The 18714-nt window shown below is 73.4% G+C and carries 25 protein-coding genes and 1 pseudogene; 10 read left to right on the top strand and 16 right to left on the bottom strand.

Translation table 11 applies throughout. The features are described from left to right. The first annotated feature begins 150 nt into the window (after window positions 1–150). Complete coding sequence (locus tag FEF34_RS30925) at window positions 151–984, top strand: hypothetical protein (protein WP_138056097.1); 834 nt, start codon at window positions 151–153, stop codon at window positions 982–984. A 121-nt stretch (window positions 985–1105) separates the two neighbouring features. Continuing rightward, window positions 1106–1393 carry a hypothetical protein gene (locus FEF34_RS30920; RefSeq protein WP_138056096.1) on the top strand — a complete coding sequence of 96 codons (288 nt, stop codon included), beginning with the start codon at window positions 1106–1108 and terminating at the stop codon, window positions 1391–1393. Between the two features lie 180 nt (window positions 1394–1573). Here FEF34_RS30920 and der read toward each other — a convergent pair whose 3' ends face one another. The 6 genes from der to FEF34_RS30890 all read right to left on the bottom strand — a co-directional run bounded on the left by der (window position 1574) and on the right by FEF34_RS30890 (window position 6656). Further along, window positions 1574–3022: a ribosome biogenesis GTPase Der gene (gene der / locus FEF34_RS30915; protein ID WP_138056095.1), complete on the bottom strand. Its 1449-nt coding sequence runs from the start codon at window positions 3020–3022 to the stop codon at window positions 1574–1576. 73 nt (window positions 3023–3095) lie between these two features. Beyond that, a complete protein-coding gene (locus FEF34_RS30910) occupies window positions 3096–3683 on the bottom strand; it encodes a lysophospholipid acyltransferase family protein (protein WP_138057831.1) in 588 nt (195 codons plus the stop codon). 53 nt (window positions 3684–3736) lie between these two features. After that, window positions 3737–4417: a (d)CMP kinase gene (gene cmk / locus FEF34_RS30905; protein ID WP_138056094.1), complete on the bottom strand. Its 681-nt coding sequence runs from the start codon at window positions 4415–4417 to the stop codon at window positions 3737–3739. 143 nt (window positions 4418–4560) lie between these two features. Next, entirely contained in the window at window positions 4561–5646 is a 1086-nt protein-coding gene (locus tag FEF34_RS30900) for a prephenate dehydrogenase (protein WP_138056093.1), read from the bottom strand. Beyond that, window positions 5643–6005 (bottom strand): chorismate mutase, encoded by a 363-nt coding sequence (gene aroH / locus FEF34_RS30895; RefSeq protein ID WP_138056092.1) that lies wholly within the window; start codon window positions 6003–6005, stop codon window positions 5643–5645. Before aroH ends, FEF34_RS30900 begins: the two co-directional genes overlap by 4 nt. A 57-nt stretch (window positions 6006–6062) precedes the next feature. After that, the gene (locus FEF34_RS30890; RefSeq protein ID WP_171053159.1) at window positions 6063–6656 is read right to left on the bottom strand and encodes a YidB family protein; all 594 of its coding nucleotides are present in this window, start codon (window positions 6654–6656) and stop codon (window positions 6063–6065) included. A 171-nt stretch (window positions 6657–6827) separates the two neighbouring features. Here FEF34_RS30890 and FEF34_RS30885 point away from each other — a divergent pair, with 171 nt between their 5' ends. The 7 genes and pseudogenes from FEF34_RS30885 (at window position 6828) to FEF34_RS30855 (ending at window position 10208) form a co-directional block, all read left to right on the top strand. Further along, window positions 6828–7511 carry a hypothetical protein gene (locus tag FEF34_RS30885; RefSeq protein ID WP_138056091.1) on the top strand — a complete coding sequence of 228 codons (684 nt, stop codon included), beginning with the start codon at window positions 6828–6830 and terminating at the stop codon, window positions 7509–7511. A 19-nt stretch (window positions 7512–7530) separates the two neighbouring features. After that, window positions 7531–8127, top strand: a complete 597-nt coding sequence (locus FEF34_RS30880) for a DUF6529 family protein (protein WP_138056090.1) — start codon at window positions 7531–7533, stop codon at window positions 8125–8127. Further along, the gene (locus FEF34_RS30875) at window positions 8124–8648 is read left to right on the top strand and encodes a Rieske (2Fe-2S) protein (RefSeq protein ID WP_138056089.1); all 525 of its coding nucleotides are present in this window, start codon (window positions 8124–8126) and stop codon (window positions 8646–8648) included. The genes FEF34_RS30880 and FEF34_RS30875 overlap by 4 nt, the downstream gene beginning before the upstream one ends. A 383-nt stretch (window positions 8649–9031) precedes the next feature. Further along, window positions 9032–9334, top strand: a complete 303-nt coding sequence (locus FEF34_RS30870) for an ArsR/SmtB family transcription factor (RefSeq protein ID WP_138056088.1) — start codon at window positions 9032–9034, stop codon at window positions 9332–9334. Continuing rightward, window positions 9331–9723, top strand: coding sequence for a VOC family protein (locus tag FEF34_RS30865; protein WP_138056087.1), 393 nt, complete (start codon window positions 9331–9333; stop codon window positions 9721–9723). Before FEF34_RS30870 ends, FEF34_RS30865 begins: the two co-directional genes overlap by 4 nt. Window positions 9724–9849: 126 nt before the next feature. Further along, window positions 9850–9945 (top strand): annotated as a pseudogene (locus tag FEF34_RS43330) (nucleotidyltransferase); the annotation flags it as partial. A gap of 26 nt (window positions 9946–9971) precedes the next feature. After that, entirely contained in the window at window positions 9972–10208 is a 237-nt protein-coding gene (locus tag FEF34_RS30855) for a helix-turn-helix domain-containing protein (RefSeq protein WP_138056086.1), read from the top strand. Window positions 10209–10262: 54 nt separating this feature from the next. Here the strand turns inward: FEF34_RS30855 and FEF34_RS30850 are convergent, their stop codons facing one another. From FEF34_RS30850 to FEF34_RS41565, 6 genes are all read right to left on the bottom strand, one after another. Next, window positions 10263–11375, bottom strand: a complete 1113-nt coding sequence (locus FEF34_RS30850; RefSeq protein ID WP_234042619.1) for a methyltransferase domain-containing protein — start codon at window positions 11373–11375, stop codon at window positions 10263–10265. A gap of 216 nt (window positions 11376–11591) precedes the next feature. Beyond that, window positions 11592–11726 carry a hypothetical protein gene (locus tag FEF34_RS43790; protein ID WP_267905276.1) on the bottom strand — a complete coding sequence of 45 codons (135 nt, stop codon included), beginning with the start codon at window positions 11724–11726 and terminating at the stop codon, window positions 11592–11594. After that, the gene (locus FEF34_RS30845; protein WP_138056085.1) at window positions 11723–11938 is read right to left on the bottom strand and encodes a hypothetical protein; all 216 of its coding nucleotides are present in this window, start codon (window positions 11936–11938) and stop codon (window positions 11723–11725) included. The genes FEF34_RS43790 and FEF34_RS30845 overlap by 4 nt, the downstream gene beginning before the upstream one ends. Beyond that, the gene (locus FEF34_RS30840) at window positions 11938–12168 is read right to left on the bottom strand and encodes a hypothetical protein (RefSeq protein WP_138056084.1); all 231 of its coding nucleotides are present in this window, start codon (window positions 12166–12168) and stop codon (window positions 11938–11940) included. Before FEF34_RS30840 ends, FEF34_RS30845 begins: the two co-directional genes overlap by 1 nt. Window positions 12169–12269: 101 nt before the next feature. Then, window positions 12270–13502 carry a helix-turn-helix domain-containing protein gene (locus FEF34_RS30835; protein ID WP_138056083.1) on the bottom strand — a complete coding sequence of 411 codons (1233 nt, stop codon included), beginning with the start codon at window positions 13500–13502 and terminating at the stop codon, window positions 12270–12272. Between the two features lie 721 nt (window positions 13503–14223). Beyond that, on the bottom strand, window positions 14224–14364 hold the full coding sequence (locus tag FEF34_RS41565; protein WP_171053158.1) for a holin: 141 nt from the start codon (window positions 14362–14364) through the stop codon (window positions 14224–14226). Window positions 14365–14443: 79 nt separating this feature from the next. On the opposite strand from FEF34_RS41565, the gene FEF34_RS30825 reads away from it, so the two are divergent. After that, window positions 14444–15055, top strand: a complete 612-nt coding sequence (locus FEF34_RS30825; protein WP_138056082.1) for a nucleotidyltransferase domain-containing protein — start codon at window positions 14444–14446, stop codon at window positions 15053–15055. A 94-nt stretch (window positions 15056–15149) separates the two neighbouring features. Here the strand turns inward: FEF34_RS30825 and FEF34_RS30820 are convergent, their stop codons facing one another. The 4 genes from FEF34_RS30820 to pnuC are packed head-to-tail and all read right to left on the bottom strand — an operon-like array spanning window position 15150 to window position 18701. Further along, window positions 15150–16190, bottom strand: a complete 1041-nt coding sequence (locus tag FEF34_RS30820) for an ADP-ribosylglycohydrolase family protein (RefSeq protein ID WP_138056081.1) — start codon at window positions 16188–16190, stop codon at window positions 15150–15152. Then, window positions 16187–16915 (bottom strand): NUDIX hydrolase, encoded by a 729-nt coding sequence (locus FEF34_RS30815; RefSeq protein WP_138056080.1) that lies wholly within the window; start codon window positions 16913–16915, stop codon window positions 16187–16189. Before FEF34_RS30815 ends, FEF34_RS30820 begins: the two co-directional genes overlap by 4 nt. Continuing rightward, a complete protein-coding gene (locus FEF34_RS30810) occupies window positions 16912–18018 on the bottom strand; it encodes an AAA family ATPase (RefSeq protein ID WP_138056079.1) in 1107 nt (368 codons plus the stop codon). The genes FEF34_RS30815 and FEF34_RS30810 overlap by 4 nt, the downstream gene beginning before the upstream one ends. Further along, on the bottom strand, window positions 18015–18701 hold the full coding sequence (pnuC, locus tag FEF34_RS30805) for a nicotinamide riboside transporter PnuC (protein ID WP_138056078.1): 687 nt from the start codon (window positions 18699–18701) through the stop codon (window positions 18015–18017). Before pnuC ends, FEF34_RS30810 begins: the two co-directional genes overlap by 4 nt. Window positions 18702–18714: the final 13 nt, after the last annotated feature.

Here is an 18714-nt window from a genome sequence, read left to right as displayed (position 1 = left end):
GGCCGTTCACGATTTGTCGATGTGTCTACGTGACGATCTGTCGGCCGGAGGACCCCGTCGCGTGACTCTTGCCCCGAGTCTCCCGTTGTGCTCGTTACGAGCCGGGAACCGCCCGGCGCACCACCACGCACCGAGTCCGAGGAGCAACCCGTGCCGCGCATGCTCGACGTCAGCGAGGACGTACGCGCCGAGATCGGCGACGAAGAAGCCGACCGGCTGCTCGCCGGCGAGAACGCCCCGGGCAACTACGACTGCACCTCCTGCCGCACCCCGGGCGACTCCGAGCAGGAGCGGACCAGCACCGTGCTGTTCGTCGGTGAGGAGACCGCCGTCCTCGCCTTCGCCCACGCCAGCTGCATCCCCTCCCAGGTCGTCCAGGTCGCCGAGGAACAGCTCAAGGGCGCCGTCCGCTCCATCACCGGCGAGGCCGCGGCCCCGGCCGCCCACCGGCCGCAGGCGGTCCACCCGGGCCATCACCCCGGCCACGGCATGCCGGCCGCGCCGCAGGAGCAGGCGGTACTCGGCGTGACCAGCGGCCTGGTCCTGATCGGCGACGAGCTGCACCCCGCGCTCGTCGTGGAGCCGACCGCACCCATCGCCCGGCCCGGCAGCCTCGGCGAGGGCGGCGACGACTTCCTGCCCTTGCTGATCGAGCAGGGCTTCCTGCCGGTCTCTGCGGTCGACCAGCTGCCCCCCGTGCTGCACGGCTGGTCGGTGCTGCTCGCGATGGGGCAGCTGCACGCCGTACTCCAGCCGGGTACCGGCGGGAGCGGCCAGGCCGCCTGGTGGCAGGCCCACCAGCCGCTGCAGGTGACGGACGGCTGGCGCACCGCCGCCAACAAGTCGCACAAGGTCCTCGTCTTCGCCGCCCCGGTCGGTTCGATCGGCCAGCAGCCGCGCGAGGACCTGCTCCGCGACGCGCTCGACAAGGCCGCTGCGAACGGCCGGCTGGTCGCCGCGGCGATGCCGCTCGCGGGCACCTGAGGGCTACGGGCCGGCGCCGGAGGCGGAGGCGGACCCGGGCGTGCGCCCCCCGTACCCCCGCCGAACTGCGTTTTCCGGGACGGGCCCGCATCCGACGGGCATCGGGGTCGTTGGCTCCTATGTGCACACAGACGACCCCACCCGCCGGCCGTACGAAAGCCGGAACGCTTCGGCCACCCCGATCTACGACGCGCTGTACTCCGAGTACCGAAGGGCCTTCCGGACACTGCCCGGTGACCGTACGGACGAGGACGATCTCGCCTTCAGGGGCTTCGGCACCGGCAGGCACGGCGCCGGTCTCGGCGCCGTCGCCGGCGGCCGGCTCAGCCCCTGGTCGGCCGGGATCCGGCAGCACGCAGCAGGGCTCCACGCCCGCGCGCTGCCGCCCGCGCCCCGCAGGGGGCTGTGAGAGGCGGCAGACATGCGGAACGGCCGGGACGGCATTCGTCCCGGCCGTTCCGCATGTGTGCCGAGTGCGCCGCCCCGCATTCGTGCGGGAGAGGCGGAGTGCGCGCCGCCTCGGACCGTCCGCGCACTCGGTGGGCGCGGTGTGCACCCGCCTACCCCGCGCGCGGCGCGCTCCCGCGCGTCACTTCTTCCTGGACCGCTTCTCCCGGACCCGCACGGAGATGTGGATCGGGGTGCCCTCGAAGCCGAACTCCTCGCGCAGCCTGCGCTCCACGAAGCGGCGGTAGCCGTGCTCCAGGAAGCCGGAGGCGAAGAGCACGAAGCGCGGCGGCTTGGTACCTGCCTGCGTCCCGAACAGGATCCGGGGCTGCTTGCCGCCGCGGATCGGGTGGGGGTGGGCGGAGACCAGCTCGCCGAGGAATGCGTTGAGCCGGCCGGTCGGCACCCGGGTCTCCCAGCCCGCCAGCGCCGTCTCGATCGCCGGGACCAGCTTCTCCATGTGCCGGCCGGTCGCGGCCGAGACGTTCACCCGCGGCGCCCAGGAGACCTGCTGCATCTCCGTCTCGATCTCGCGCTCCAGGTAGTAGCGGCGCTCCTCGTCGAGGGTGTCCCACTTGTTGTACGCGATGACGAGCGCACGGCCCGCCTCGACCGCCATGGTGATGATCCGCTGGTCCTGGACCGAGATGGACTCGCTGGTGTCGATCAGTACGACGGCGACCTCGGCCTTCTCGACGGCGGCCGCGGTGCGCAGCGAGGCGTAGTAGTCCGCACCCTCCTGGAGGTGCACCTTCTTGCGGATGCCCGCGGTGTCCACGAACTTCCAGGTCGTACCGCCGAGTTCGATGAGTTCGTCGACGGGGTCGCGGGTGGTGCCGGCCATCTCGTCGACGACGACCCGCTCCTCGCCCGCCACCTTGTTCAGCAGGGACGACTTCCCGACGTTCGGACGGCCGATGAGAGCGATACGGCGCGGGCCGCCGACGGCGGTGCCGAAGGTCTGGGCGGGGGCGTCGGGGAGGGCCTTGAGGACCTCGTCGAGCAGGTCGCCGGTGCCGCGGCCGTGCAGCGCGGACACCGGGAACGGCTCGCCCAGGCCCAGGGACCAGAGCATGGCGGCGTCGGCCTCGGCGGACGGGCCGTCGACCTTGTTGGCGGCCAGCACGACGGGCTTCCCCGCACGGCGCAGCAGCTTCACGACGGCCTCGTCGGTGTCGGTGGCGCCGACGGTGGCGTCGACGACGAAGACGACGGCGTCGGCGGCCTCGATGGCGAACTCGGCCTGGGCGGCCACGGAGGCGTCGATGCCGAGGACGTCCTGCTCCCAGCCGCCGGTGTCGACGACCTTGAAGCGGCGGCCCGCCCACTCGGCCTCGTAGGTGACCCGGTCACGGGTGACCCCGGGCTTGTCCTCGACGACGGCCTCGCGGCGCCCGATGAAGCGGTTCACCAGGGTCGACTTGCCGACGTTGGGACGGCCGACGACGGCGAGGACGGGCAGCGGGCCGTGGCCGGCCTCCTCGATGGCGCCTTCGACGTCCTCGAGGTCGAAGCCCTCTTCTGCGGCGAGCTCCATGAACTCCGTGTACTCGGTGTCGCCGAGTGCCCCGTGGTCGTGCTGGTCGTTCATGAAGTCCGTTCCTCGTTCATTCGTGGTCGGTGAACCGGGCCCGTGCGGCCGCGGCTCACTACTGAAGTCTCGCTCAGCGGCCGCTGAGGCGCTTGGCGTTTTCCAGGTGGACGGTGAGCCGTTCCTGGATGCGTACGGTCGCCTCGTCGAGCGCCTTGCGGGTGCGCCGCCCGCTGCCGTCGCCGGGCTCGAAGGGCTCGCCGAAGACGACGTCGCAGCGGCTGCGCAGCGGGGGCAGCGCCGGTATCAGCCGTCCTCCGCGCTCGCTGCTCCGCAGCACGGCGACCGGCACTATCGGCGCCCCGGAGCGCACGGCGAAGTAGGCGAGTCCGGCGCGGATCGAGGTGAAGTCGCCGTCGCCCCGGGTGCCCTCGGGGAAGATCCCGAGGACGCCGCCGTTCTCCAGCACGCCGAGGGCGTTGGTCACGGCGGTCCGGTCCGGGCTCGAACGGTCCACCTTCAGCTGCCCGATCCCGGTCAGGAACGGGTCGAGGGGGCCGACGAACGCCTCCTTCTTGATCAGGAAGTGCACCGGCCTGGGCGATGTGCCCATGAGCATGGGCCCGTCGATGTAATGGGCGTGGTTGACGGCGAGGATCACCGGACCGGTGGCGGGCACCTGCCACGCGCCGAGCACCCGGGGCCGCCACAGCGTGTTCATGAGGCCGATGCCGATGCCCCGGCCGACGGCGGCGCCCCTCGCGGACGGAACGGTCACTTCGCGGCCCGCTTCTCCTCAACGAGAGCGACGACACACTCGATGACCTGCTTGAGCGTGAGATCGGTGGTGTCGACCTCGACGGCGTCGTCCGCCTTGGCCAGCGGGGAGGTCTTCCGGCTCGAGTCTGCTGCGTCCCGCTTGATCAGCGCCTCGCGGGTGGACTCGACATCACTCGCCTCCTTGCCCTTCAGCTCCCCGCTGCGGCGGGCCGCGCGGGCCTCCGGGGAGGCGGTGAGGAAGATCTTCAGATCGGCGCCGGGGAGGACGGTGGTGCCGATGTCCCGGCCCTCGACGACGATGCCCTTCTCGGCGGCCCCGGCGATGGTCCGCTGCAGCTCGGTGATCCGGGCGCGCACCTCGGGGACCGCGCTGACGGCGCTCACCTTGGAGGTCACGTCCCGGGTACGGATCGGGCCGGAGGCGTCCGCGCCGTCGACGCTGATCGTCGGGGCGAGCGGATCCGTGCCGGACGCGATCACCGGCTTGTCGCAGACGGTGGCGACGGCCGCCGGGTCGTCCACGTCGACGCCGTTGGTCAGCATCCACCAGGTGATCGCCCGGTACTGGGCGCCGGTGTCCAGATAGCTGAGACCCAGCTCTGCGGCGACCGCCTTGGAGGTGCTCGACTTGCCCGTGCCGGAGGGGCCGTCGATGGCGACGATCACGGATTCCACGGTGTCGGAGACCTTCCTGAAGCTGGTGTGCGGGCAGGCCGGAATGCCTAGGTGCCCTGCACAAGGTTACCGAGTGCGCGAGGGGCCTCATGCACCGCTTCCCGGACCGGCCGGCAGCGCCCGGGAAGCAGCCGCCCCAGGGGTCACTGGCGCAGCGCCCAGCCGCGCTCCCGCAGCGCCGCCGCCAGCACGGGGGCGGCCGAGGGCTCCACCATGAGCTGGACCAGACCCGCCTGCTGCCCGGTCGCGTGCTCGATACGGACGTCCTCGATGTTGACGCCCGCGCTGCCCGCGTCGGCGAAGATGCGGGCGAGCTCACCCGGCCGGTCGCTGATGAGGACGGCGACGGTCTCGTACACGGCCGGGGCGGCGCCGTGCTTGCCGGGGACTCTTTCACGGCCCACGTTGCCGCGACGCAGGACGTCCTCGACCCCGCCCGCACCCTCGCGCCGCTTGTCCTCGTCGGAGGACTGCAGGGCGCGCAGGGCGCGCACCGTCTCGTCCAGGTCGGCGGCGACGCCCGCGAGGACGTCGGCGACGGGGCCGGGGTTGGCGGAGAGGATGTCGATCCACATCCGGGGGTCGGAGGCCGCGATCCGGGTCACGTCGCGGATGCCCTGCCCACACAGGCGCACGGCCGTCTCGTCCGCGTCGGCCAGCCGCGCAGCGACCATGGACGAGATCAGCTGGGGCGTGTGCGAGACCAGTGCGACCGCGCGGTCGTGGGCGTCGGCGTCCATCACGACGGGGACCGCGCGGCAGAGCGCGACCAGCTCCAGCGCCAGGTTCAGCACCTCGGTGTCGGTCTCCCGGGTCGGCGTGAGCACCCAGGGCCGCCCTTCGAAGAGATCGGCGGTGGCCGCGAGCGGCCCGGACCGCTCCTTGCCGGACATGGGATGCGTGCCGATGTACGCCGACATGTCGACGCCCAGCGCCTCCAGCTCGCGCCGCGGCCCGCCCTTGACACTGGCCACGTCGAGGTAACCGCGCGCGGTCCCGGCGCGCATCGCCTCGGCGAGCGTCGCGGGCACGTGGGCGGGCGGCACGGCGACGACAGCGAGGTCGACGGGGCTCTCGGGGGGCTCGTCGGTGCCCGCACCGAGCGCGGCCGCGGTCCTCGCCCGGGCCGGGTCGTGGTCCGTGAGGTGGACGGTGACCCCGCGCCCGGCGAGCGCGAGGGCCGCCGAGGTACCGATCAGGCCGCTTCCGATGACGAGGGCGGTTCTCACTGGGCGATGTCCTTGCGAAGAGCGGCGGCGGCACCGAGGTAGACGTGCGCGATCCGGGACTTGGGCAGGTCGGACTCGATGTGGGCGAGTATGCGCACGACACGGGGCATCGCTCCGGCGATGTCGAGTTCCTGGGCGCAGATGAGGGGAACGTCGACGATGCCGAGGCCGCGCGCGGCGGCAGCCGGGAAGTCGCTGTGGAGATCCGGCGTGGCCGTGAACCAGATGCTGATCAGGTCGTCCGCCGTGAGCCCGTTGCGCTCCAGGATGGCGGAGAGCAGTTCACCGACCTGCTCGTCCATGTGCCCGGCCTCGTCCCGTTCCAGCTGGACGGCTCCCCGGACGGCTCGTACCGCCACCTCGTGCTCCTCCTCCGCCTCGCTCCGCGGCCAAGACCCGCGGATGCTCCGATCAGCCTAGTGCCGCGCCGGGCAGGGCCTGCCGGGGCGGACCCCGGCAGGCTCGGCACCGGTCAGCCGCCCCGACGCGGGACCGTGGCGACCGGCCCGCGAGACGCGGGGCGCGGCCGCCGCGGGCCGGCGAGGGGCTCCGCCGCGTCGGATCCGCTGCTTCCGGATGATCTCGTCCAGCGAGGCGCTCTGCGGCAGCTGCCCGGACGGGGTCGGCCTGTCGACGGCCTGCGGCAGGGACCGTGCGATCCGGTCGGCTGCCTGCCGGGGTGTCACCCCCGTGTCGCGGGCGACCTTGTCGAGGGTCTCCTTCGGCAGCGCCTGGGCGATCTGCCCTCCGCTGACCTGCTGGTTCTGTCCCGTGCCGATCCAGGACCGCGCCTGGTCCGCAAGACCGGCCCCGGCGAGCACGTCGAGCAGCGCGCCGAGCGGATTGCCGTCGGCCCAGCCCGCGGCCGCTCCCGTCGGTCCGGCCGCTCCGGCCTCGCCGCCACCGGCGAGCGCGCCGATGAGCGCGCCCAGGATGTTCCCGCCGGAGGAACCGCCCTGCCCGCCGCCGAGGGGACCGCCCAGAAGGCCGCCGAGATCGTTACCCGCCATGGTCCTGCCTTTCGCGCGGGAAATCGGGAAATGGTGGACAACGGTCAATGTCACCCACGGCGACACCCGCCGCCACTCGGGCTACCACCGAGCGTGGCCCCGTTGGACACGGGCTGTGACCTCGGCTTGCATGGACATCCCACTGTCCGGTCGACCCCGCGGGAGGCGCCGATGAAGCGCGCAGGGCCGCTGATCACGCTGTTCACCGGACTACTGCTCGGCCTGTTCATGCTGTCGTTCAACGCCACGACCGGTGAACCCGCCCCCACCTCGCTTGACCGGTCGGCCGTGAGCCCGCCCCCGAGCCCGGCTCCCGCGACGAGCCCGCCCGCCGCCAGTCCGCCCGTGCGGCCGAGGGTGCCCGCAGTCCGGTCGCCGTCCCCGACGCCGCCCCCGGACGCCAAGTACGCGGGGCGCACCCAGGACGACCGGGCCTCCGTCGCCATCACGCTGCGCAAGGGGAAGGCGGTCGCGTACTACTGCGACGGCCGCACCCAGGAGGCGTGGCTGCGCGGCGACGTGGCCGCGGACGGGAGCATGCGGCTGCAGAGCAAGACCGGGGCGACGCTCGACGGCACCGTGAACGAGGACCGGGTCGACGGGACGGTCACGGTCCAGAACGCCGGCCATCCGTTCGCCGCCGCCCGGGCGGCCGAGCCCGCGGGTGTCTACCGCGCCACCACCGAGGTACGCGGGACCAAGGTCGACGGCGGGTGGATCGTGCTGCAGAACGGCCGCCAGGTCGGCATCGTCAACCGCGACGGCGAGCCGGCCGCCGCTCCCCCGATCGACCCCGGGACGGGCGCCGTCACGATCGACGGCGAGCAGATCACCGCCCGCCCCGTCACCCCCTGAGCGTCCCCGAGGTGCATCCATGAGCGTGGACCCGAACGCACGGACCCGGGACCTGCCGCCCGGCGGGCCGGACGGCCGCAGCCTGGGCGGCGCGGCCCGCTGGGCCGTCCCGGTACTGGTCGGAGCCGCGGTGGCGGTGGTCCTCGGGGTGTACGGCAGGTTCCACGACCCGGCGGGTACCGCGTTCAACCTCGCCGGATTCAGCAGCACCGGCGCGGTGAAGTCGTGGCTGGCGACGGCGGCGTTCGCGTTCGGGCTGGTGCAGCTCGTCTCGGCGCTCGCGATGTACGGCAGGCTGCCGGGCGTACGGCCCGCCTCCTGGACGCCGGTTCTGCACCGCTGGTCGGGCCGGGTGGCCTTCCTCCTCGCGGTACCGGTGGCGGTGCACTGCCTGTACGCCCTGGGCTACCAGACGCAGAGCGCCCGCGCCGCGTGGCACTCGTTGCTCGGGTGCTTCTTCTTCGGCGCGTTCAGCGCGAAGATGCTGCTGTTGCGCATGGAGCGGCTGCCCGGGTGGCTGCTGCCCGTCGTCGGCGGACTGGTCTTCGCCGTGCTCACGGCCCTGTGGCTCACCTCGGCGCTGTGGTTCTTCCGCACCTTTGGAGCGACGGCATGACGGACGGCAGAGCGGACGGCGGATACGGCGGCGGGACGGCCGGAGGTGCGACCCGCCGCACCGGCGGGGAGGGCGTGGCCCGGCGGACGGTGGTACGGGCCGGGGCGGCGGGGGCCCTGGCGGTGACGGCGGCGGGCTGCAGCCGGTACGGCGAGGAGACCGGCGGCGGGACGTCCCCGCCGCCCACACCGGAGGGGACCGGCGGAGCGACGCCGCCGCCGGTCGCGGACGGGGGCGCGCGGCTCGGCACCACGTCCGAGGTGCCGGAGGGCGGCGGGAAGGTCTTCAAGGCCCAGAAGGTCGTGGTGACCCAGCCCGCGGCGGGGGAGTTCAAGGCGTTCTCCGCGGTCTGCACCCACCAGGGCTGTCTCGTCGACAAGGTCGAGAACGGGACCATCGACTGCCCCTGCCACGGAAGCAGGTTCGGCGCCGGGGACGGGGCGGTGGTGGAGGGCCCGGCGACGCGGCCGCTGGGGGAGAAACGGATCACCGTATCCGGGGGCGAGATCCGGCTCGGCTGAGTCCGCCTTCCGGAACCCAGTGCCGCGTCGGGCAGGGTCCGTCCGTCCAGGAACGGCGTCCGGCACACGGGGTCTCCCCGGCCATCCGGGGCGAGGGGAAGGACCGCCAGGCGCCGGACCTCCCTAGCGGTGGGCCTGCCCGGTTGATCCGGCGACGCCGCGCCCCGCCGTGCCGGGCGTCGCGACGGGCGAACGCCGCCCGACGCGCACCAGCCGCCGGCGCTTCGCCGCCGACCGCGCCGGAGCCGCCCGGTCCGCCCGCCCCGGTCCGCCCGCCGCGTGCTCACCGCCCGCGGGCCCTCGTCCGCCGGTGCAGCGGGCGGACCGGGGGCGCGGCGCACCATGACTTGATAGGCAAGTGAATACTTGCCTATTCTGCCGTCGTGGCCGACGACCTCTTCAGAGCCCTGGCCGACCCCACCCGCCGCACCATCCTCGACGAGCTCGCGGAGAGGTCCGGACAGACGTTGTTCGAGATCTGTGCGCGGCTGAGCATGAGGCACGGGCTCGGCATCTCGCGCCAGGCGGTCTCCCAGCACCTCGCCGTGCTGGAGGCCGCCGGGCTCGTCGAGACCAGGCGGGAGGGCCGCTGCAAGTTCCACGACCTCAACACGGACCCACTGCGGCACATCGCCGAGCGATGGCCCGTACCCGACACACCGGAACCGGAGGACGGCACCCCATGAAGATCCATCTGACCAGCGTCTTCGTCGACGACCAGGCCAAGGCCCTGCGCTTCTACACCGAGATCCTCGGCTTCGTGAAGAAGCACGACGTCCCGGTGGGCGAGCAGGACCGGTGGCTGACCGTCGTCTCGCCCGAGGAGCCCGGCGGCACCGAACTCCTCCTGGAGCCCGCCCGCCACCCGGCCGCCAGGACCTACCGCGACACGCTCGTCGAGGACGGCATCCCGCTCGCCCAGTTCGCCGTCGACGACGTGGAGGAGGAGTACGAGCGGCTGAGCGCCCTCGGCGTCCGCTTCACCCAGAAGCCCGTGGAGATGGGCCCCGTCACCACCGCCGTACTCGACGACACCTGCGGCAACCTCATCCAGATCGCGACGCGGCCGCAGTAGGCGTCCGGACGCGTACGGGGCTCTCCCGGACGGTCCGCTCCCTCGCCGCCACCGTGCCTGCCCGGAGCGTCCGCCCACCGCGCCCGTGAGCCCCGTCCGCGGGCGGGGGTGGCGTAGCCTGCGCCCATGACTCCCGGGGACCTGGTGCGCGACCACACGATCTACTCCTGCGTGATGGGTTCACGGGCCTTCGGCCTGGCCACGGACGGCAGTGACACCGACCTGCATGCGGCGGCCAGCGCTGACCCGTGCCGCCGACGGACCAGCCCGATTGGGTTCTCGCCCAACGTCGGGCCATCGGCGCACACATCCGCGCCCTACGCCGCACCGCCCGCCTCTCACAAGAACGCCTCGCCGAGCTGTCCGGGACCGACCGGCAGACGATCAACCGGATCGAGCAGGGGCACGTCGCGACCCGGATCGACACCCTGCTGCGGATCGCCGCCGCCCTCGACGTCACGATCGCCGAGCTCGTCACGACGTGAGCCCCGGCCGGCCCGCAGCGGGGACACGGGCCGGCCGGGGCCGCCAGGGGGCGCCTACCGCCCGGCGGACTCCAGAACGGGGGCGAGGACGTTCCCCGGGCCGTGCAGCCACAGATACTCGCCCTCGGGTCTCACAGTCAGCCCGAACGCCTCGGCCGCCGGCGAGCCGAGGTCGACATAGTCGCGGTGCGCCCGCTCGATCTCCGCCCACAGTCCGCGCGGCCCGTACTCCCACACGTCGCCCGCGACCGCGGTCGCCGCCGAGCCGTCCGGGTGCTGCGCCCACACCTGCCCGCCCGCCGGGCCCTTGCTGTGCCACAGCCGGACACCCGGCAGCCGGGTACCGGCCCACAGGGCGAACGCGAGGTGCAGCACCGCCGCGGCGCCGAGGCGGGTCCGGCGGTTGCGGGCCGTGCGGCTGTCGACCGGCTCACCGTCGACGGCGCGGTGCGACCGCATCGGCATGTACGACGCGCCGCCATGGAACCGGCCCGACGCGGTGCCGTCGCCTTGCACGGTGAGCTGCACCAGGGCGCCCGACCAGAACTCGCGGGCGAGCGGGGCGACGATCAGCCCGCCCGGCCGCACCTGGTCGACGTACGCGGCCGGTACGCGGCGCAGGGCGCACGTCGCGAGCAGCCGGTCGAATGGTGCCGCCTCGGGCCATCCCGGCTCGCCGTCGCCGCAGCGTAGGTCCGGCCAGTAGTCGGCGGCATGCAGCGCCGCCTCGGCGTGCGCGGCGAGCTGCGGGTCGAGTTCGACGCTGAATACCCGCTCGTCGCCGAGCCGCTCGGACAGCAGTGCCGCGACGTAGCCGGATGCGGTGCCGATCTCCAGCACGCGGGCCTCGTCCTCGACCTGCAGCAGCCCGAGCGACCGGGCGACCATGCTCGGCTGAGAGTTCGACGACGTCGCGATGCCGGGCCCGCCGTCGGCGCCGTCGTCGAGCTGGATCACGACCGGCTCGTCGGCGTGGATGAGCGCCCGGCGTTCGGCGGGCGAGGCGAGCAGCGTGCATCCGTCGGGGTCCTGCCGCCACGCGCGGGCGGGGATGAACGGTTCGCGCGGTACGGCGTCCCACACGCGGCGCCATGTGTCGTCGAGCAGACCGCGCCCGTGCAGGTTCCGCACGAGCGCGGCGTGCCCGCCGAGTTGGGCAGTCGTCACGACGTCAGCCTTCCGTGACCTTGCCCGGACCGCTGCCGTCGGGCGACGGCGGGGTCGGCGGCGGGCTCCACGGCTTGTCGCTCGGCTCGCCGCCGTGCTTGCCTGCGTCGCTCATGATCCTGACCTCCTGTAGTGGTGGGGTCGTGCATGGGTCGGCGGATGCTGTGCAGTGTGCCCCGCCCGCACGGTCCGCCGTAGTTCGGCGAGCGGGGAGTCTCAGTGCCCGCGAGGCTTGCCGGGGCACACGATGTGGAAGTGCAGGGTGGTACCGGCGCCACTCTCGCCGTCGATGTCGCGTGTCTCGTACTGCTCGCCGGGCCGGATGCCCTGGTTGCACTGTGCACAGATCACGACCGGCCGCCCTTCGTGCAGGTCCGGCAGTGCCGCGGATACCAGCGGAACCGCTCGCCGGCACGGCGAAAGTAGTGTTCCCCCTCGAAGTCGACCGCCGTCGCGGGGGTGAGCACGATCGCGCAGAACGCGCACTCGACTCCGCGCTGTTGCTGCGGCGTCAGGTTGGCGATCGGCGGCGGCGCGGCGGCGTACGTGGCGTGCTGCGCCATCACACGGCCTGCGGGGTGGCGTAGCCGCGGGCGCCTCGGTCGGCGCTGTTCATGCGGCGGGTGAGGGCGGCGTGCAGGTGTTCGGCCTCGACGCGGGACAGCACCAGGTCGACGGCGCCGACGGGGCGGTCGAGGGCGAAGAGCTGCAGCGGCACGCGGATTTCGCCGGTGCTGTCGTCGCCGGTAGGCGCGGCGCCGAGGCGCGGCGAGGCGTGCGAGGGGGTGAGCATCCGGACTCCCCTTGTGTGAACGGCTGTTGACGGACCGTCACAGTAGGGGGAGTACCAGCGAGTAACAGGGACAGCCTGTCCCCCTGTCCCGAGCTGTCCCCCTAGCCGACCTCGCGCAGTCCGATCCGCTCGGCGAGCCGGGCAGCCTCGGGGCGCAGTGCGCGCGGTGCTTCGCGCCACAGCTCGGCGACCGCCGACCGGGCCGACGGGGTGAACTCGACTGTCTCGGCGCCGAGCGTGTGGGCGAGCTGCATCACGTGCAGCGCCGCGGTCCGGTCGCCGCGCTGCAGGTGTCCGCGGGCGACCTCGACCCACAGCCGGGCCCGGCGCTCGACGGAGGGCATCGCGTCTGGGTCGAGGTCGTCGGCGAGGTTCAGCGCCTTGCCTGAGGTGCGCAGGTCCGTCGCTACGGACACGGCGTGAAAGTCGACATTCGCCCGGCCGAACACCGTGCTGGGGTGGACGTACGCAGCGGGGAGACTCTTTGCGACCTGGTCGCCGGCACCCCAGTAGCGCCACGCGTCGCCGGACCGGCCCTCGCGGGCGGCGGTCACCGCGGCGTGCAGCTGCAGCGCGCCGTAGACGCCACGCCAGTCGTCCGGGGCGCCGTCGAGGTGCGGGCGGATCAGGTCGGCCGCCTCGGTCACGACCCGCAGCGCTTCCTCGGGATAGCTCGTCTCGCGCAGGATGTTGCCCATGTTCCACGCGGCTGCCGCTATGGCGGCCGGCTGGTCGGCGTCCTGCGCCGCAGCGAGGGCCCGGTCGGCGACGACCCACGCGAGTTCGGCAGGCGCGACGTACGCGGTCGCCTGCCCGGTGAGCCGGTACACGTCCGACAGTGCGACGAGCGCAGCCCGGCGGTCGGCGCCGTCGAGTCCGCGGCCGGCTGCCTCGGCGTCGCGGACAAGGCTCGGCAGCAGCCGGCCGACCTCCGTGCGGTTGTGGTCGCTGCTGTGCCATAGCTGCCATGTTTGGTCGACGCGCCCCTGCAGCGCGGCGACGTCGACCGGACCGTCGTGCCTCGATGCGGTCAGTCGGCGGTTCATCACCGCATCCCAGATCGCGGGCATCCCCGGATGGTGCAGGCGGCCGGTCGGCACGGTCTGAGTCGAGCCCGCGGCGCCGGTGATGATCGAGGCATCCGAGATCTGCAGCGCGGCGGCGAGCCGCAGAATCAGCGTGTTGGAGCGCAGCTCGCGCTCGCCGGTCTCGATCTTCTTCAACCAGTCGACGCCGCGGCCGCACATGCTCGCGAGGATCTCGCGGGTCATTCCGCGTGACTCGCGCAGCAGTCGGATTCGCTCACCGGTCGTGAGTTCGTCGGGGATGTCCACAGTCGGTGGCCCTTCTCTGCTCCGTTTCGGTCAGGGTACGGGCGTAGTCCCCTGCGAGGGAACGAGGTTCGGGAGCGCGGACCCGCCCGGGAACGACGAAAATGCCCCCTGCCCAGTCCCGACGGACCAGACAGAGGGCGTCGTTCGTGCGTACTGGCGGCGGGCCGGATCGAGGCCCATCGAGAGCAGCCCACCGTCGGCGGGCGGATTGTCCGGCGGCGGGGCGCCGTCGCGTCGGCATGCGAGAACATCCGAGTCGCCGGGCGCGGCTGCCAGGAGTAGCCCGACGGGCATCCCTGCCCGGCCTCGCCGGGCGGACCCTGCGGACCAGCCGGGCCCCGTTCGCCCTGCGGTCCTTGCTCTCCCTGCGGGCCTGCGGGCCCTTGCGGGCCGGCCGGACCCTGCGGCCCCTGCACACCCTGCGCGCCGGACGGGCCCGTCACCGCGAGTCCGGGCGCCCGGCGAACCGCTCGGACCGGCCCGGCCCCCTGCACACCCTGCGCGCCGGGACGGGCCCGGAATCGGCACCGGCACGGCCGAACGGTCGGGGAGTTCCTCGACCGCGCGCCCGGGATCCGGTGCCGCCGGCGTCTCACCCTTGGCGCCTCCGTGCTGTGCAGGTGCGGGCCGGGCTACCGGGACACGAGTCCGTGCCCGTTCGGCCCGGCGGTCTCGGTGATCCCAGGGCCCGGCTGCCCGGCGCCGGATGTGGCCACTGCGATCAGCAGCGCGAGAACCACGGCGAGTCCGCGCCGCCCCAGTCGACGTCAAGGATCCCGAGCGCGTCGGCGCTCGCCACGCCGAGGGTGCCCTGCGCGAACGTGCGGATCACCGCTCGGCGGTGGCCTTCCAGAATGCGCAAGTGAGCATGGGTCTTCCGTTTCTGCGAGTAGGGATGGAACAGGTGGTCAGATCGCCCAGTACGGGCCCGACACCGCGCGGTGCACGAGCTTGACCGGCGTGCCGTTCGGGGTCGTGCGGAGCAGTTCTCGTGGGAGCTGGAACGCTTCTGCGAACTGGCGCTGCGGGCCAATCCGAACATCCTGGAGTGCCTGCACTCACCGCTCGTCGAGCGCGTCGACGACACCGGCCGCGAACTGCTGGCGCTGCGCGACGCGTTCCTCTCCCGGCAGGCCCACGGGACGTTCGTCCGCTACGCCCTCGGCCAGCGGCGCAGACTGGACGCCGACGTACGGCAGTACGGCGTTCCGCGCTGGAAGCACGCGATGCACCTGCTGCGGCTGCTGGCGACCTGCCGCGACCTGCTCCGTACGGGTCGGCTGGTGATCGACGTGGGCGACGACCGCGAACGGCTGCTCGCCGTGAAGCGGGGCGAAGTGTCCTGGTGGGAGGTCGAGTCCTGGATGACCCGGCTGTCCGAGGAGGCCGATGCGGCGACGGCCGGAAGCCCGCTCCCGGCCGAACCGGACCGGGCGCGGGTCGAGGACTTCCTGGTCCGGGTACGGCGGGCATCAGCGCTGCGGGCGGCTCAGCCAGGTCCGGACTGCGAATGCGTGCAGGTCGTCGCGGGCGGTGGCCTCGTCGGGGAATGACGAGCGCACCGGGCCTCGGGTGACCGCGGCTGCTCCGGCACACGGCCGTTGCGCCGCGGCGTCGGCCGGACGAACGTCCGGAGACGTGGAGACCTCAAGCGTCCCAGAGGGCGCCCAGCGTCAGCAGTTCGCTCCGGTACTCGATGCGCTCCTCCCACTCCTTGGGCCAGGCCCGGGCGCCGAGGTGGGCCCCGGCGAAGGCGCCGGTGAGGCAGGCGATCGAGTCGGAGTCGCCCCGGGTGCAGGCGGCCCGGCGCAGCGCCGTCAGCGGCTGCTCGGGGAAGAGCAGGAAGCAGTGCAGGGCGGTCGCGAGTGCCTCCTCCGCGATCCAGCCGTCCCCGGTGGCGAGGCACGGATCGGTCTCCGGGTCGGCGTCGCGCAGAGCGCCCGCCAGGCGCTCCAGCACCGTCAGGCACTCGTCCCAGCCGCGCTCGATGAACGCCTCGGGCGTGGCGTCGTGGGCGTACGTCCAGAGGTCGCCGAGCCAGCCGTGGAGGTAACGCGAGCGGTTCTCGTACGCGTACGTCCGGAGCCGGCCGACGAGGCCGAGCGGTTCCGTGCCGCGGGCGAGCAGGTACACGGCCCGCGCCGTGAGGTCGGAGGCGGCCAGCGCGGTCGGGTGGCCGTGGGTGAGCGCGGCCTGGAGCTGGGCGGCTCCGGCGCGCTGTCCGTCGCTGAGGCCGGGCACCAGCCCGACGGGCGCGACGCGCATGTTGGCCCCGCATCCCTTGGACGCGATCTGGCTGGCTTCCTGCCAGGGCATGTCGCTGTCGAGCTTGTGGCAGGCGACCAGGCAGGTGCGGCCGGGTGCGCGGTTGTTGTCGGGCGAGTGGTACCAGTCCACGAACTCCTCGCGCACCGGCCGGGTCAGCCGCAGCGGGGCGAGCAGTCCCCGGTCCGTGGCCGTGCGGATGCCGCGGGCGAGGGCCAGCGTCATCTGGGTGTCGTCGGTGACGACCGCGGGCCTCGGCAGGTCCATGGCGCGCCAGGGCCCGAACGTGGCGAGGATCGAGGGCACGTCCTTGAACTCGGTGGGGAAGCCGAGCGCGTCGCCGAGCGCCAGCCCGACCAGGGTGCCGGTGGCGGCCTGCTTGGTGGCGGTCCTCGTCGCCGCCAGGTCGGTCGTGTCCGTCATGTCGAATGCCGTCCTTCCGGTCGCAGTAGCGGAGGGTGCAGGGCGTTCGCCGGCCCCGCGCGGTAGAGCGCGGCCGGCTTTCCCCGGCCGCCGGTCAGGCGCGCGCCTCCTTCGACGGCTTCCACGAAGCCGGGCGTGGTGAGGACCTTGCGCCGGAAGTTGGGGCGGTCGAGCTCGACGCCCCAGACGGTCTCGTACACCTGCCGCAGCTCGCCGAGGGTGAACTCGGCGGGGCAGAAGGCCGTGGCGAGGCCGGTGTACTCGAGCTTGGCGCCGACGCGTTCGTGGGCGTCGGCGAGGATGCGCTCGTGGTCGAAGGCGAGACGGCCCTGGCTGCCGTGGGGCACCCACCGGGCGTGCGCGGCGTCGCCGCCGCCGCGCGGCTCGGGCAGATCGGGCACGAGGGCGGTGTACGCGACCGACACGACGCGCATCCGCGGGTCGCGGTCGGGGTCGCTGTAGGTGCGCAGCTGCTCAAGGTGGAGGCCGGCGACGGTGCTCGCCGACAGGCCGGTCTCCTCGGCGAGTTCGCGGCGGGCGGCCTGCCCGGCGGACTCCTTCGGGAGGATGAAGCCGCCGGGCAGCGCCCAGGCGCCCTTGTACGGCTCCGCGCCGCGCTCGATCAGCAGGACGTGCAGTGCGCCGTCGCGGACCGTGAAGACGGCGAGGTCGACGGTGACGGCGAAGGGCGGGAAGGCCCTCGGGTCGTATCCCTCGACGGTCATCGCAGCTCCGGCACGGGGGCGTCCCCGCCGCGGGTGGGCAGGGGGTCGGCGAAGTGCCGGCCCTCGGCGAGCAGTTCGTCGACGGCGGCGACGGCCGTGGCGAGTCGCTGCTTGTGCGGGCCGGTGACGGTGACGAACGGCCGTCCGGTACGGGTGAGTTCCTCGGCGAACCGGGCGGTCATCCACGGCCGCAGACGCTCGCCGTCGCGCAGCCCGTCGTCCTCGAAGGGCACTCCCTCGTGGTCCGTGAGCAGCCAGAGGTCGCCCCGTCCGGCGGCGGCGATCCGGGCGACCTCCTCGTGCCGGCCGCCCAGGTAGCGCTCGTGCCAGACGGTGGTGGCGAAGGCGTCCGTGTCGCAGATCAGGACCGGGGAGCCGATCCGGGCGGCGGCGTTCTCCAGTTCGGTCTGGCGCCGGGCGATCAGCGGGAAGTCGTCGCCGTCGAACCGCACGTCCGACCAGGTGGCACCGGGCCGTTCGGCCCGCAGGGCGGCAAGTTTCCGCTCGCTGAACTCTCTGCCGTACTCGGGCACGGCGGCGGTGCGCGACCAGACCCCGCCGCGTGCCCGGTAGTGAGCGGCGAGTGCCTCGGCGAGGGTGGTGGTGCCGGTGGACTCCGCGCCGAGGACGACCACGCGCCGGGCGAGGGCGGCCCGTACGGGCGGCTCCAGGAAGTCCCAGCAGGCGACGTGGTCCCTGCGCACGGCCGTGCCGGAGACGGGGAAGACGGTGCGCCCCGGGTCGACGCAGATCGAGTCGGCGCGGAACCTGCGGGCCAGTTCGTCGCCGTACGCCTCGGAGGTGAAGACGGCGTCCACCCGCCCGGGGACGGCCGCGCGGAAGACCGCCATGTGCGCGTCCCAGACCGCCGGGTCGGTGATGTCTACGGGGATGTCGTCGATCGCGCCGAGGATCCGGACATCCGGGTGCACCTCGCTCATCCACGCCATCCGCACGTCGAGCGGGATCGACTCCACGGACGCGGCACAGACGAGGACGGTCAGCCGGTCGCAGCGGTCGCGGGCGGTCCGTACGAGGTGGTGGTGGCCGGCGTGCGGCGGATAGAACTTGCCGAGGACGAGACCGTGCCGATAGCGCTTCACGTCGTCGCCTCCGCGGTCGTGTCCTGCCGCGCTCCGCCGTCGGGCACCGGCAGCGCGCGCCGCGCCGCCGGGTCGCGCGACCAGTGCCGCAGCCCGAGGACGCAGAGCGTCATGAAGCCGATGTACAGCAGCGCGGTGAGGTACAGCTCCTTGTACACGTACAGGGGCACGTAGACCACGTCCGCCGCGATCCACAGCCACCAGGACTCCAGCCGCTTGCGGCACTGCCCGTACGTCGCCGTCAGGGACAGCGCGGTGGTCAGCGCGTCCCAGAACGGGACGTCCGAGTCGGTGGCGCGGTCCAGGAGCAGCGTCAGCGCGACTGTCCCCACCACCCCCGCCGCGAGCAGCCACGTCCACTCGGTGCGCGTGGTGCGGCGCACCGGGAGGGCGTCGGAGCCTGGTCCACCCCCGTGGGTCCAGGTCCACCAGCCGTACACGGCGAGGGTGATGAAGACGACCTGCAGCCCCGCGTCGGCGTACAGGCCGGCCTGGGTGAAGAGCAGGACGAAGAGGACGTTGTTGGCGATGCCGACGGGCCAGTTGGCGATGTGCTGCCTGGCGACGAGCCAGACGCACAGGGCCCCGCTGCCGAAGCCGAGCACCTCGGTCCAGCTGACCGGCGTGCCGAGCAGCGTGAACAGCGGCTGCTGGAGCGGTGCGAGTACGTCCGAGAGGCTCACGACCGCCCCCTCC

Source organism: Streptomyces marianii, from assembly GCF_005795905.1.
GTDB classification, from domain to species: Bacteria; Actinomycetota; Actinomycetes; order Streptomycetales; family Streptomycetaceae; genus Streptomyces; species Streptomyces marianii.
Note: the sequence above shows the minus strand (reverse complement) of the source record. Positions and strands in the feature narration are given on the sequence as shown.

Coding starts and splice junctions, on each gene's coding strand:
- der (WP_138056095.1), bottom strand. CDS start 3,022: ATGAACGACCAGCACGACCACGGGGCACTCGGCGACACCGAGTACACG.
- FEF34_RS30910 (WP_138057831.1), bottom strand. CDS start 3,683: ATGAACACGCTGTGGCGGCCCCGGGTGCTCGGCGCGTGGCAGGTGCCC.
- FEF34_RS30890 (WP_171053159.1), bottom strand. CDS start 6,656: ATGGCGGGTAACGATCTCGGCGGCCTTCTGGGCGGTCCCCTCGGCGGC.
- FEF34_RS30885 (WP_138056091.1), top strand. CDS start 6,828: ATGAAGCGCGCAGGGCCGCTGATCACGCTGTTCACCGGACTACTGCTC.
- FEF34_RS30880 (WP_138056090.1), top strand. CDS start 7,531: ATGAGCGTGGACCCGAACGCACGGACCCGGGACCTGCCGCCCGGCGGG.
- FEF34_RS30875 (WP_138056089.1), top strand. CDS start 8,124: ATGACGGACGGCAGAGCGGACGGCGGATACGGCGGCGGGACGGCCGGA.
- FEF34_RS30865 (WP_138056087.1), top strand. CDS start 9,331: ATGAAGATCCATCTGACCAGCGTCTTCGTCGACGACCAGGCCAAGGCC.
- FEF34_RS30845 (WP_138056085.1), bottom strand. CDS start 11,938: ATGGCGCAGCACGCCACGTACGCCGCCGCGCCGCCGCCGATCGCCAAC.
- FEF34_RS30840 (WP_138056084.1), bottom strand. CDS start 12,168: ATGCTCACCCCCTCGCACGCCTCGCCGCGCCTCGGCGCCGCGCCTACC.
- FEF34_RS30820 (WP_138056081.1), bottom strand. CDS start 16,190: ATGACGGACACGACCGACCTGGCGGCGACGAGGACCGCCACCAAGCAG.
- FEF34_RS30815 (WP_138056080.1), bottom strand. CDS start 16,915: ATGACCGTCGAGGGATACGACCCGAGGGCCTTCCCGCCCTTCGCCGTC.